This is a genomic window from Stappia sp. G46H5W (genome assembly GCF_058448995.1).
In genome coordinates this window covers 313605-326032 of record NZ_JBZFLL010000003.1, presented here as the reverse complement: position 1 = coordinate 326032, position 12428 = coordinate 313605, and the positions used below count along the sequence as shown (strand labels likewise).

10 protein-coding genes are annotated in these 12428 nt (G+C 68.2%); all 10 read left to right on the top strand.

From position 1 onward, the window contains the following. Nucleotides 1-3: 3 nt before the first annotated feature. The 10 genes from mraY to ftsZ all read left to right on the top strand — a co-directional run bounded on the left by mraY (nucleotide 4) and on the right by ftsZ (nucleotide 12239). On the top strand, nucleotides 4-1089 hold the full coding sequence (gene mraY, locus ACVJ6E_RS11710) for a phospho-N-acetylmuramoyl-pentapeptide-transferase (RefSeq protein WP_120267141.1): 1086 nt from the start codon (nucleotides 4-6) through the stop codon (nucleotides 1087-1089). Nucleotides 1090-1093: 4 nt separating this feature from the next. Then, nucleotides 1094-2494, top strand: a complete 1401-nt coding sequence (murD, locus tag ACVJ6E_RS11705; RefSeq protein WP_120267142.1) for a UDP-N-acetylmuramoyl-L-alanine--D-glutamate ligase — start codon at nucleotides 1094-1096, stop codon at nucleotides 2492-2494. Continuing rightward, on the top strand, nucleotides 2494-3651 hold the full coding sequence (ftsW, locus tag ACVJ6E_RS11700) for a putative lipid II flippase FtsW (protein WP_120267143.1): 1158 nt from the start codon (nucleotides 2494-2496) through the stop codon (nucleotides 3649-3651). Before murD ends, ftsW begins: the two co-directional genes overlap by 1 nt. 11 nt (nucleotides 3652-3662) lie before the next feature. Further along, on the top strand, nucleotides 3663-4808 hold the full coding sequence (murG, locus tag ACVJ6E_RS11695) for an undecaprenyldiphospho-muramoylpentapeptide beta-N-acetylglucosaminyltransferase (RefSeq protein ID WP_120267144.1): 1146 nt from the start codon (nucleotides 3663-3665) through the stop codon (nucleotides 4806-4808). Next, nucleotides 4805-6226: a UDP-N-acetylmuramate--L-alanine ligase gene (gene murC, locus ACVJ6E_RS11690; RefSeq protein WP_120267145.1), complete on the top strand. Its 1422-nt coding sequence runs from the start codon at nucleotides 4805-4807 to the stop codon at nucleotides 6224-6226. Before murG ends, murC begins: the two co-directional genes overlap by 4 nt. Continuing rightward, nucleotides 6223-7206, top strand: a complete 984-nt coding sequence (murB, locus tag ACVJ6E_RS11685) for a UDP-N-acetylmuramate dehydrogenase (RefSeq protein WP_120267146.1) — start codon at nucleotides 6223-6225, stop codon at nucleotides 7204-7206. Before murC ends, murB begins: the two co-directional genes overlap by 4 nt. Further along, nucleotides 7199-8128: a D-alanine--D-alanine ligase gene (locus ACVJ6E_RS11680; protein WP_120267147.1), complete on the top strand. Its 930-nt coding sequence runs from the start codon at nucleotides 7199-7201 to the stop codon at nucleotides 8126-8128. Before murB ends, ACVJ6E_RS11680 begins: the two co-directional genes overlap by 8 nt. A 20-nt stretch (nucleotides 8129-8148) precedes the next feature. Then, the gene (locus ACVJ6E_RS11675; protein WP_120267148.1) at nucleotides 8149-9027 is read left to right on the top strand and encodes a cell division protein FtsQ/DivIB; all 879 of its coding nucleotides are present in this window, start codon (nucleotides 8149-8151) and stop codon (nucleotides 9025-9027) included. A 32-nt stretch (nucleotides 9028-9059) separates the two neighbouring features. Beyond that, on the top strand, nucleotides 9060-10346 hold the full coding sequence (gene ftsA, locus ACVJ6E_RS11670) for a cell division protein FtsA (protein WP_208996658.1): 1287 nt from the start codon (nucleotides 9060-9062) through the stop codon (nucleotides 10344-10346). Nucleotides 10347-10460: 114 nt separating this feature from the next. After that, nucleotides 10461-12239: a cell division protein FtsZ gene (gene ftsZ / locus ACVJ6E_RS11665; protein WP_120267150.1), complete on the top strand. Its 1779-nt coding sequence runs from the start codon at nucleotides 10461-10463 to the stop codon at nucleotides 12237-12239. Nucleotides 12240-12428 lie beyond the last annotated feature (189 nt).

Genomic DNA, 12428 nt, shown 5'->3' with positions numbered 1-12428 from the left:
CCGATGCTTTACTTCCTCGTCGAGTTTGCCGACCAGTTCTCGGCACTGAACGTGTTCCGCTACATCACGTTCCGGACCGGCGGCGCCATCATGACCGCGCTGCTGTTCATCTTCCTGTTCGGCCCGATGATCATCTCCTCGCTGCGCCTGCGGCAAGGCCACGGCCAGCCGATCCGCGCGGACGGCCCGCAGAGCCACCTGCTGACGAAGAAGGGCACGCCGACGATGGGCGGCCTGATGATCCTGTCGGGCATGATCGTCGCCACGCTGCTCTGGGCGAACCTTGCCAATCCCTACACCTGGATCGTGCTCGGCGTGACGGTAGGCTTCGGCGCCATCGGCTTCTATGACGACTATCTCAAGGTCACCAAGGCCTCGCACAAGGGATTCAGCGGCCGCAGTCGGCTGGGCCTGGAGTTCCTCATCGCCGGTCTTGCCGCCTGGTGCGTGACGCTGCTCGAGGGGGGCGTGCACGGCACCTCGATCGGCTTTCCGTTCTTCAAGGACCTGGCGTTCAACCTCGGCATCTTCTTCATTCCCTTCGCCGCCTTCGTGGTGGTGGGTGCGGGCAATGCGGTCAACCTGACCGACGGCCTCGACGGCCTCGCCATCGTGCCGGTGATGATCGCCTCGGCCTCCTTCGGCCTGATCGCCTATCTGTCGGGCAACGCGGTCTTTGCCGACTACCTGCAGATTCACCACGTGCCGGGTACCGGCGAGCTGGCCGTGCTGTGCGGCGCGGTGATCGGCGCGGGCCTCGGCTTCCTGTGGTTCAACGCCCCTCCGGCGGCGATCTTCATGGGCGACACCGGCTCGCTGGCGCTCGGCGGCATGATCGGCTCCATCGCGGTCGCGACCAAGCACGAGATCGTGCTGGCGATCATCGGCGGCCTGTTCGTGCTGGAGGCGATCTCGGTGATCGTGCAGGTCGCCTCGTTCAAGCTCACCGGCAAGCGCGTCTTCAAGATGGCGCCGATCCACCATCACTTCGAGCATCTGGGCTGGACCGAAAGCCAGGTGGTGATCCGCTTCTGGATCATCGCCGTGGTTCTCGCCCTGGTCGGTCTCGCGACGCTGAAGCTGAGGTAGGCGCATGATCGCGGTCAGCGGATTCACGGGCAAACGCGTTGCGGTCTTCGGTCTGGGCGGATCGGGGCTGGCGACGGCGCGCGCGCTTGCCAGCGGCGGCGCCGTGCCCGTGTGCTTCGACGACGGCGAGGCAGGGCGAGAGGCGGCGCGCAAGGCGGGGCTTCAGGTGGCGGACCTGCGCCAGGAGGATTGGTCGCAGTTCGCCGCGCTGGTGCTGGCGCCGGGCGTGCCCTTGACCCATCCGCAGCCGCACTGGAGCGTCGAGCTCGCCCGTGAGCACGGCGTCGAGGTGATCGGCGATGTCGAGCTGTTCCTGCGCGAGCGCCGGCGGATCGCCCCGGACGCGCCGCTGGTCGCCATCACCGGCACCAACGGCAAGTCGACCACGACCGCGCTGATCTCTCATGTCCTGAAATCCGCCGGCCGAGATGCCCAGATGGGCGGCAATATCGGCGTGCCGATCCTGGAGCTGGCCGAACCGGCACTCACGCGCATCCACGTGATCGAGTGCTCGTCCTACCAGATAGACCTTGCGCCCTCGATCGACCCGTCGGTCGGCATCCTGCTCAACATCACGCCGGACCATCTCGACCGGCACGGCACGCTGGAGCATTACGCCGCCGTCAAGGAACGGCTGATCGCCGGCAGCCGCCTTGCGGTGGTCGGCGTCGACGATGCGATCAGCGCGGCAGTCGCCGACCGGGCGGAGCGCGCCGGCACGCGTGTGCGGCGGATCAGCGCCCGGCATCCGGTTGCCGACGGCATCCACGCGGAAGGCAGCGTGCTTTTGCTCGACGAGGGCGGCGCGCAGAGCGTGTTCGCCGACCTTGCGCCGATCCTGTCGCTGCGCGGCTCGCACAATGCGCAGAACGCCTGCGCGGCGGTGGCTGCGTGCCTCGCCCTCGGGCTGTCCGCCGACGAGATCCGCGCGGGCCTCGCCAGCTTTCCGGGCCTTGCCCATCGCATGGAGATGGTCGCCCGCGCCGGGCGGGTGCTCTTCGTCAACGACAGCAAGGCGACCAATGCCGATGCGGCCGAGCGGGCGCTGGCGAGCTATTCGCGCATCTACTGGATCGCCGGCGGCCGCGCAAAGGCAGGCGGCATCGAGAGCCTGCGTCCGTGGTTCGACCGGATCGCCAAGGCCTATCTGATCGGCGAGGCGGCGGACGACTTCGCGGCGACGCTGGCCGGTCATGTCGAGACGCAGATGTCCGGCACGCTGGAGGCTGCCGTCGCCGCGGCGGCGCGCGATGCGGCGCAGGACCTGGCGGACGAGCCGGTGGTGCTGCTGTCGCCGGCCTGTGCCTCCTTCGACCAGTTTCCCAATTTCGAGGCCCGGGGACGGGCATTTGCCGAGGCCGTGCGCGGGATCGTCCCGCAGCAGGGCGGACAGGAGGTCGCGTAATGGTCAGTCGTGCCGATCGTAGTCCCTTCGCAGAGTGGCTGTGGACCGTCGACCGCTTTCTGGTGGCCGGCTTCATCGTGCTGATGATCGGCGGCATCGTGCTGTCCTTCGCGGCAAGCCCGGCGGTGGCCGAGCGGCTCAACATCGACAGCTACCACTTCATCAAGCGGCAGGCCTTCTTCCTGGTGCCGGCGCTCGGCCTGATGCTGGCGATCTCCGCGCTCAGCCCGCGCTATGTGCGCCGGGCGGCGCTGGCGCTGTTCATCATCTCCATGGTGATGATGGTGGCGACGCTGTTCGTCGGCATGGAAGCCAAGGGCGCGCGGCGCTGGATCAACATGGCCGGCTTCTCGATCCAGCCTTCCGAGTTCCTCAAGCCGGCGCTGATCGTGCTCGCCTCGTTCCTGATGGCGGAAGGCGGGCGGCGGCCGGAAGTGCCGGGCACGCTGCTGTCGACGCTGCTCTTCGTGATGTCGGCGGCGCTGCTGGTCGCCCAGCCGGACTTCGGCCAGACGATGCTGATCGCGCTGGTCTTCGCGGCGCTGATCTTCCTCAACGGGTTGTCGTGGCTCGCCATCGTGCCGCTCGGCGTGCTGGGCTTCGGCGGTCTCGTCTCCGCCTACATGATGCTGCCGCACGTGCAGAGCCGCGTCGACCGCTTCCTCGATCCGGGGGCGGGCGACACCTACAACATCGACCGCGCCATCGAGGCCTTCGTCTCGGGCTCCTGGTTCGGCCGGGGACCGGGCGAGGGCACGATCAAGCGGATCCTGCCGGAAAGCCATACGGACTTCATCTTCGCGGTGGCGGCCGAGGAATTCGGCATCATCGTCTGCCTGCTGCTGCTGCTGGTCTTCGCCTTCGTGGTGCTGCGCGGCCTGCGCCATGCCGCGCAGGACAGCGACCCGTTCGGGCGCCTGGCGACGGCCGGCCTGATCGTGCTGTTCGGCATCCAGGCGGCGATCAACATGGCGGTGAACCTCAACCTGATGCCGGCCAAGGGCATGACGCTGCCGTTCATCTCCTATGGCGGCTCATCGCTGCTGGCGATGGCGATCTCCATGGGCTTCGTGCTGGCGCTGACCCGCCGGCGGCCGCAGGCCTCGCGCTCCGACAGCGTGGTGGTCTCGCGCCTGTCGCCCGCGCATCTGTCGTGAGCGGCAGGTCCATGGCACGCACCATCCTGCTCACCGCCGGGGGCACCGGCGGCCACCTGTTTCCCGCACAGGCGCTGGCGGCCGAGCTCGGTCGCCGCGGCCATGTGGTGGAGCTGGCGACCGATGCGCGCGTCAGCGACTTCGGCAAGGATTTTCCGGCGCGCGCCGTGCATGTGATCTCCTCGGCGACCCTGTCCGGCAAGTCGCCGGTGGCGCTCGCACGCACCGCCTTGAAGCTGGGCAAGGGCCTGATGCAGTCGCGGCGGCTCATCGCCCGCCTGCGCCCGGACGCGGTGGTCGGCTTCGGCGGCTATCCGACCTTTCCGCCGATGTTCGCGGCCTTTCTCGGCCGGGTGCCGAGCGTGCTGCACGAGGCCAATGCGGTGATGGGCCGGGCCAACCGGATGCTGGCCGGACGGGTAACGGCCGTTGCGACGAGCTTTCCGCTGGTCGACGGCGACGACAGCCAGTTCGCGGCAAAGTCCGTGCGCACGGGCAACCCGGTGCGCGACGCCGTGATCGCGGCGAGCGGGCGCGACTATGTGGCCGCAGGCCCGGGCGATGCCTTCCGCCTGCTGGTGTTCGGCGGCTCGCAGGGCGCGCGCTTCTTCAGCGATGCGATGCCCGGCGCGCTGGAGCGCATGACGGACGAGGAGCGGGCGCGGCTGGACCTGGTCCAGCAGTGCCGGCCGGAGGACATGGAGCGCATGCGCGAGGCCTGCGACCGGCTGGGCGTCAGGGCAGAACTTGCAAGCTTCTTCGCCGACATGCCGGAGCGGATCGCCGGTGCGCATCTGGTGCTGTGTCGCTCAGGCGCCTCGAGCGTCAGCGAGCTGTCGGTGATCGGCCGGCCCTCGGTTCTGGTGCCGCTGCCGCATGCGCTGGACAACGACCAGGGACGCAACGCGGAAGTGCTGGCAAAGGCCGGCGGTGCCTGGCCGGTGCGGCAGGCGGATCTCGATGCCGACCGGCTGGCGGCGCTGCTGGGCGAGCTGATGGCCGCGCCCGAGCGCCTTGCCGAGGCGGCGAAGGCGGCGCGTGCCGCAGGACACCCGGACGCGGTCGGCCGGCTGGCCGATCTTGTTGAACATGTCGCGAGCGGAGCGCCTGTCGGCGCCCTTGCGGCCCATCTCGATCAAGGGGGAAGCGCATCATGAAGATGCCCCAGGACCTCGGTCCGGTTCATTTCATCGGCATTGGCGGTATCGGCATGAGCGGCATCGCCGAAGTGCTGCACACGCTCGGCTATACCGTGCAGGGCTCCGACGTCTCCGACAGCGCCAACGTCAAGCGGCTGCGCGACAAGGGCATCGAGGTGAAGGTCGGCCACGATGCCGGCAACCTCGGCGAGGCGCGTGTCGTCGTCGTTTCCTCGGCGATCAAGCGCGACAACCCGGAACTGGTGGCCGCGCGCGAGCGCTTCCTGCCGGTGGTGCGGCGCGCCGAGATGCTGGCCGAGCTGATGCGCTTCAAGCAGGCGATCGCCGTTGGCGGCACCCATGGCAAGACGACGACGACCTCGATCATCGCGGCGGTGCTGGATGCCGGCGGGCTGGACCCGACGGTGATCAACGGCGGCATCATCAATGCCTACGGGACCAATGCCCGCATGGGGCAGGGCGACTGGATGGTGGTGGAGGCGGACGAGTCCGACGGCACCTTCGTCAAGCTGCCGGCCGATATCGCTGTCGTGACGAATATCGATCCGGAGCATCTCGACCATTACGGCGATTTCGACGGGGTGCGGGACGCCTTCCTGCAGTTCGTCGAGAACGTGCCGTTCTACGGCTTCGCCGTGATGTGCCTCGATCATCCGGAAGTGCAGGCGATGGTCGGGCGCATCGAGGATCGCCAGGTCATCACCTATGGCCAGAACCGGCAGGCGGACGTGCGCTTCTTCGACCTGACGACGGAAGGCGCGAATTCGGTCTTCAAGGTGGAGATCCGCGACCGCATCGCCGGCACCACGCAGGTGATCGAGAACATCACCCTGCCGATGCCTGGCCTGCATAACGTCTCCAACGCGACCGCGGCCATCGCGGTCGCCTGGAAGCTTGGTCTCGACGGCGACCAGATCCGCAAGGGCCTTGCGGCATTCCGCGGCGTGAAGCGGCGCTTCACCCATACCGGCAGTGCCGACGGGATCGAGGTGTTCGACGATTACGGCCATCATCCGGTGGAGATCCGCGCGGTGCTGGCCGCGGCCCGGGCCGTGGCCCCGGGCAAGGTGGTCGCGGTGGTGCAGCCGCACCGCTACAGCCGGCTGGAGAGCCTGTTCGACGATTTCTCCACCTGCTTCAACGATGCCGACCACGTGGTCTGCGCGCCGGTTTATGCGGCCGGCGAGGCGCCGCGCGAGGGCATCACCCATACGGCCCTTGCCGACGGCATCCGCGCCAGCGGCCACCGCAGCGTGCATGCGATCGGCGGCGAGGAAGAGCTGGCGGCGACCGTGGCGCGCATCGCCGAGCCCGGCGACTACGTGGTGTGCCTTGGCGCCGGCAACATCTCGCAATGGGCGCAGGCCCTTCCCGAGAAGCTGATAGCCGCCCGCAAGTCAGGGGGCGGGGCATGAGCTGGCCCGACCTCGTTGCCCGTCACGGTCTCGACCGGATCGGGCTGCGCGGACGGCTGACGCCGAACCAGCCGCTGTCGGCCGTGACCTGGTTCCGCGTCGGCGGACCGGCGCAGCTGATGTTCCAGCCGGCCGACACGGACGATCTGGCGCTGTTCTTGAAAGCCCTGCCGCCGGAAATCCCGGTGCTGCCGGTGGGCCTCGGTTCCAACCTCCTGGTGCGCGATGGCGGCATCGAGGGGGTCGTCGTGCGGCTTGCGGCCAAGGGCTTCGGCTCGGTCGAGGTCGAGGAAGACGGGGCGATCCGTGCGGGCGCCGCGGTGCCGGACAAGCGGCTTGCCGAGGCGGCGGCGGACGCCGGTCAGGGCGGTTTTGCGTTCTACGCCGGCATTCCCGGCGCCGTGGGCGGCGCGCTCAGGATGAATGCCGGCGCGCATGGCAGCGAGACCGCCGAGGTGATGGTGGAGCTGACCGGCGTGACGCGGGCGGGCGAGATCGTGCGGCTGAGCCGCGACGACATGGCCTATCGCTATCGGCATAGCGAGCAGCCCGGCGATACGATCTTCACGCAGGCGCTGTTTCGCGGCGAACCGCGCGAGCGCGAGGCGATCCGCCAGGAAATGGCCGAGGTCAACGCCCACCGGGAAGCGGCGCAGCCGATCCGCGAGAAGACCGGCGGCTCGACGTTCAAGAACCCTCCGGGCCACTCGGCCTGGAAGCTGGTCGACGCGGCCGGCTGCCGCGGGTTGCAGATCGGCGGCGCGCGGATGTCGGACATGCATTGCAACTTCATGATCAACACCGGCGAGGCCACCGGTCACGATCTGGAGTTGCTGGGTGAGACGGTGCGTGCGCGGGTGCTGGAGACCAGCGGTATCGCCCTGGAATGGGAGATCAAGCGGCTCGGCGTGTGGGCTGGCGGCGAGAGCGTCGAGCCTTTCCTTGGAAAGCGGATCACGGAGGCGGCGGGCGATGGCTGAACGCAAGCATGTCGCGGTTCTGATGGGCGGCTGGTCGGCCGAGCGCTCGGTGAGCCTGAAGTCGGGCGAGGGCTGCGCGGCCGCGCTGGAGCGCGCCGGCTACCGGGTGACGCGGATCGACGTGCAGCGCGACATCGCCGCGGTGCTTGCCGAGCTGCGCCCGGATGTTGCCTTCAACGCGTTGCACGGCCCCTACGGCGAGGACGGCTGCATCCAGGGCGTGCTGGAGATCCTCGGCATTCCCTACACCCATTCGGGCGTCGCGGCCTCGGCGCTGGCCATGGACAAGCAGAAGGCCAAGGCGGTGATGAAGGCGGTCGGCATTCCTGTCGCCGAGCACAAGGTCGTCCACAGGATGACGGCGGCTCGCGAACATGTGATGAGCCCGCCCTACGTCGCCAAACCGGTGCGAGAGGGCTCGTCCTACGGGGTCCTGATCGTCAAGGAAAACGCTCCGCATCCGCCGCAGGAGCTCTTCCGCGACGACTGGCCCTACGGCGACATGGTGATGATCGAACGGTATGTGCCGGGGCGCGAGCTGACCTGCGCGGTCATGGGAAACGTGGCGCTGGGGGTCACCGAGGTGATGCCGCTGGGACACGGTTTCTACGATTTTGACGCGAAATATGCCCCTGGCGGATCACAACACATCCTGCCGGCCGAAATTTCACCATTTGTTTACCAAGAAGTACAGAAACTTAGCCTACGGGCGCATCAGGCACTCGGTTGCAAGGGCGTGACGCGGGCTGACTTCCGCTTCGACGAACAGCCCGGCGGCGGCGGCGAACTGATCTGTCTTGAAGTGAACACTCAGCCCGGAATGACGGAAACCTCGCTCGTGCCCGAGATCGCGGCACATGCGGGACACTCTTACGAAGAGCTGACCAGCTGGTTGGTGGAGGACGCAAGTTGCGGACGATGAAGGCAAAACGGGGTGAGGACATGGTCCTGCCGATCGAAGCGGCGCTGGCGCCGCGCGGTCGCGGCGTGCCCCGTTTGCACCGCCGCCCCCTGTGGCGCGCGGCCGGCATCCTGCAGGATCTTCCCGAGTGGACGGGCACGGCCGGCGCGCTGGTCTTCCTGTCCGCGACCATTTTCTATGCCCTGGCCGTCGGCGGTTACGCCCGCACGGTGAGCGAATCACTTACCTCGGCAGCCGGTTTCGAGATCGCGGCCGTTAAGCTCTCCGGCCAGCGCGAGACGACCGAGTTCGAGATCCTGGAAGCGCTGGAGATCGAGCAGGGCACCTCGCTCGCCCTGTTCGACGCTTCGGCGGCGCGCGAGCGGCTGGCCCGCATCCCGTGGATCGAGACCGTGTCGGTGCAGAAGCTGTATCCGGGCACGCTGCAGGTGCGCATCGACGAGCGCGAGGCCTTCGCGCTCTGGCAGCGCGGCAACAGCCTGTCGGTGATCGATGCCAAGGGCCAGGTGATCAGCGACGATGTCGACGGGCGCTACGCCAACCTCTTGATGCTGGTCGGTCACGGCGCGCAGTATCGCGGCGCCGAGATCCTGGCAGCACTGGAGAAGGTGCCGGAGCTGCGGGCACGGGTGCGCGCCGCGCGCCTCGTCTCCGACCGGCGCTGGGACCTGCTGCTGGAAAACGGTCTGACCGTGCGCCTGCCGGAAACGGATGTGGGCCGCGCGCTCTCCGACCTGGTCCGCATGGACGCAGACAACGGGCTGCTGACCCGCGATATCACCGTCGTCGACATCCGCCTGCCCGACCGTGTCGTGGTGCGGATGAGCGACGAGGCGATCGAGCGCCGCAACGCCGAAACCAAGTCGCGGGGCGCCAAGCGCTCGGGAGGCAATGCATGAGCCGCCGGTCCGCCCCGATCTATCTGCCGCGCATGCGGCCGCTGCCCGGCCGCCGGGCCGTCGTCGTCTCGGTGCTCGACATCGGCTCGACCAAGGTCTGCTGCCTGATCGCCAAGCTGAGCCCGCGCAACGACGATTGCGTGCTGCCCGGCCGCACCCACTCCATCGAGGTGCTGGGCTACGGCTACCAGCGCTCGCGCGGCCTCAAGTCCGGCGTCGTCGTCGACATGGACGCGGCCGAGCAGGCGATCCGCCTGGCGGTGGACGCGGCCGAGCGCATGGCAGGGCTGACGGTGGAATCGCTGATCACCAACGTCACCTGCGGCCGGCTGAACTCCGAGATCATCACGGCCAGCGTCGGGCTTGCGTCCGATTCCGTGACCGAGGCCGATATCCAGCGCGTGCTGTCCGCCGGCAGCGCCCACACGGTCGCCGACGGGCGCGCGGTGATGCATGCGCTGCCGATCGCCTACACGCTGGACGGCAATCGCGGCATGCGAGACCCGCGCGGCATGATCGGCCGCCGTCTGGGCGTCGACATGCAGGTGGTGACGGCCGAGGTGGCGCCGGTGCGCAATCTCGAGCTTTGCATCAACCGCGGTCACCTGACCGTCGAGACCATGGTCGCAACGCCCTATGCCAGCGGCCTGTCCACCCTGGTGGAGGACGAGGCGGAGCTCGGCGTCGCCTGCGTCGACATGGGCGGCGGCACCACGACGCTGTCGGTCTTCGTCGAGGGGCAGATGGTCCATACCGACGCGATTGCCGTCGGCGGCCATCACGTGACGATGGATATCGCCAGGGCGCTGTCGACGCGCCTTGCCGATGCGGAGCGGATCAAGACGCTGCAGGGCTCGGCCCTGCCGAGCCAGGCGGACGAACGGGACCTGATCTCCATTCCCCCGGTCGATGCCGACAGCGACCTGCCGCACCAGATCCCGCGCTCGATGCTGACGCGCGTGATCGTGCCGCGGGTCGAGGAAATCATGGAACTGGTGCGCGACAGGCTCACGGCCTCCGGCTTTGCCGGGCGGGTGGGCAAGCGCATCGTGCTCACCGGCGGAGCGAGCCAGCTCACCGGCTTGAGCGAGGTGGCACGCCGGGTTCTCGGCCGCCAGGTCCGGCTCGGACGTCCGCTGGGCGTCGCCGGCCTGCCGGAAGCCGCCAAGGGACCGGCTTTCGCCGCCGCCGTCGGACTGCTGATCTATCCGCAGGTGGCGCAGGTCGAGCAGTTCGAGCCGCGCGGCGCGAACGCAAGATGGACATTCGGATCGAGTGCGCTGGCTAGGGTCGGCAACTGGATCCGGGATAGTTTCTGAGGCGGGAAACTGCCTCGGGAAGCGTCGGGTCGCACAACCCCCGGCGCATGACGAGGGAACTGAGGGTTTGAGTGAGAGCGCCGGCAACGGTCTCTCGAGGGTCGCGAGGAAGCCATGACCATCAACTTGAAAATGCCTGATCTTCAGGAATTGAAGCCCAGAATCACGGTGTTCGGCGTCGGTGGCGCCGGTGGCAATGCCGTGAACAACATGATCCAGGCCGGCCTGCAGGGCTGCGACTTCGTTGTCGCCAATACCGATGCCCAGGCGCTGGCCAGCAATCATGCCGAGCGTGTCGTCCAGATGGGCGTCGCCGTGACCGAAGGTCTGGGCGCCGGTTCGCAGCCCGACGTGGGCGCGGCGGCCGCCGAGGAAGTGATCGACGAGATCAACGACCACCTGTCCGGCTCGCACATGGTGTTCATCACCGCCGGCATGGGCGGTGGCACCGGCACGGGCGCTGCACCGGTGATCGCGCGGGCCGCGCGCGAGATGGGTATACTGACCGTCGGTGTGGTCACCAAACCGTTCCAGTTCGAGGGCGTGCGCCGCATGCGCATCGCCGAAGCTGGGATCACCGAGTTGCAGAAGGCGGTCGATACACTGATCGTCATCCCCAACCAGAACCTGTTCCGCATCGCCAATGCACAGACCACCTTCGCCGACGCCTTCGCGATGGCCGACCAGGTGCTCTATTCGGGCGTGGCCTGCATCACCGACCTGATGGTCAAGGAAGGCCTCATCAACCTCGACTTCGCCGATGTGCGCTCGATCATGCGCGGCATGGGCAAGGCGATGATGGGCACGGGCGAGGCGTCCGGCGAGAAGCGCGCGATGCAGGCTGCCGAGGCGGCGATCGCCAATCCGCTGCTCGACGAGACCTCGATGAAGGGCGCTCGCGGCCTGCTGATCTCGATCACCGGCGGCAACGACCTGACCCTGTTCGAGCTGGACGAGGCAGCCACCCGCATTCGCGAGGAGGTCGATGCCGACGCCAACATTATACTGGGCGCTACCTTCGATGAGAGCCTCGACGGCATCATCCGCGTGTCGGTCGTGGCGACGGGCATCGACAAGGAGCTGCGTGAGGAAGCCTCTCCGGCGGAAACCCGCATGGCCGAGCTGACCGAGCGTTTGAAGACGATCTCCGAGCCGGCCCCGGTGGCGCGTCCCCGCCCTGCCGCTGCCGCTCCGGTTTCGCGTCCGGCCGCGCCCGCGCGCCCGGCCACGGTGGAGAAGATCGAGCAGGAGCTCGAGATCCCCGAGCCGGTCCAGGCCTCGACCGATCCGGAGGTGGAAATCGCCCCTTTTTCTCCGGCTCCGGGCATGATCGGTAACAACAGCCCGTTGGCGGATCTGGACGAGGCGGATCTTGCCGAACCCGTCGCAGATGCGCCGGTCGTCGAGCCTTATATCCCGCCGGTCGCAGAAACCGTCTCGCAGCCCGCGCGCATGCCCTCGATCGAGGACTTCCCGCCCGTGGCGCAGCGCGAGATGCGCGCTCATGTCCACGCCCGTGCGGCGGAAGAGGAGCATCATCACGGCGAAGACCGCCGTCCGATGAGCCTGCTGCGTCGCCTCGCCAACGGCCTGAGCCGCCGCGAGGAAGAGGACGAGATGCCGGCAGCCGAGATGGCTCCCGCTCCGCGTCCGCAGCAGCCGGCCCCGCGTCCGGCGCCCGCCGCCCAGCCGCGTGCCGCTGCTCCGCAGCCGCGCCCGGTGCAGCAGCAGGCCCAGCCGGCGATGCGTCCGGCTCCGGCACCGGCCCGTCCGGCCGCGCAGGGGGCTGCCGGCCAGCTCGACCTGACCGGTCGCCAGGCCCCGCAGGCCCGCACGCTGTCCGAGGAAGACCAGCTGGAAATTCCGGCCTTCCTGCGTCGTCAGGCGAACTGACGACGGGATAATCCGCGACACTCCCTCAACGGGCGATCCGGCTCCTCACCGGATCGCCCGCCCTCGAGGGAGCGGGCGGATTTTGCTATATTTTTCAAAGCTCTCATTTTTAATGAAGCGTTACATATCGTAACAAAGCTTTATTTCTGATCCGTCCCCCCGACCCTGTATGTTCACCCTGCGATTCAA

Coding starts and splice junctions, on each gene's coding strand:
- murD (WP_120267142.1), top strand. CDS start 1,094: ATGATCGCGGTCAGCGGATTCACGGGCAAACGCGTTGCGGTCTTCGGT.
- ACVJ6E_RS11680 (WP_120267147.1), top strand. CDS start 7,199: ATGGCTGAACGCAAGCATGTCGCGGTTCTGATGGGCGGCTGGTCGGCC.
- mraY (WP_120267141.1), top strand. CDS start 4: ATGCTTTACTTCCTCGTCGAGTTTGCCGACCAGTTCTCGGCACTGAAC.
- ACVJ6E_RS11675 (WP_120267148.1), top strand. CDS start 8,149: ATGGTCCTGCCGATCGAAGCGGCGCTGGCGCCGCGCGGTCGCGGCGTG.
- murB (WP_120267146.1), top strand. CDS start 6,223: ATGAGCTGGCCCGACCTCGTTGCCCGTCACGGTCTCGACCGGATCGGG.
- ftsW (WP_120267143.1), top strand. CDS start 2,494: ATGGTCAGTCGTGCCGATCGTAGTCCCTTCGCAGAGTGGCTGTGGACC.
- ftsZ (WP_120267150.1), top strand. CDS start 10,461: ATGACCATCAACTTGAAAATGCCTGATCTTCAGGAATTGAAGCCCAGA.
- ftsA (WP_208996658.1), top strand. CDS start 9,060: ATGCGGCCGCTGCCCGGCCGCCGGGCCGTCGTCGTCTCGGTGCTCGAC.
- murG (WP_120267144.1), top strand. CDS start 3,663: ATGGCACGCACCATCCTGCTCACCGCCGGGGGCACCGGCGGCCACCTG.
- murC (WP_120267145.1), top strand. CDS start 4,805: ATGAAGATGCCCCAGGACCTCGGTCCGGTTCATTTCATCGGCATTGGC.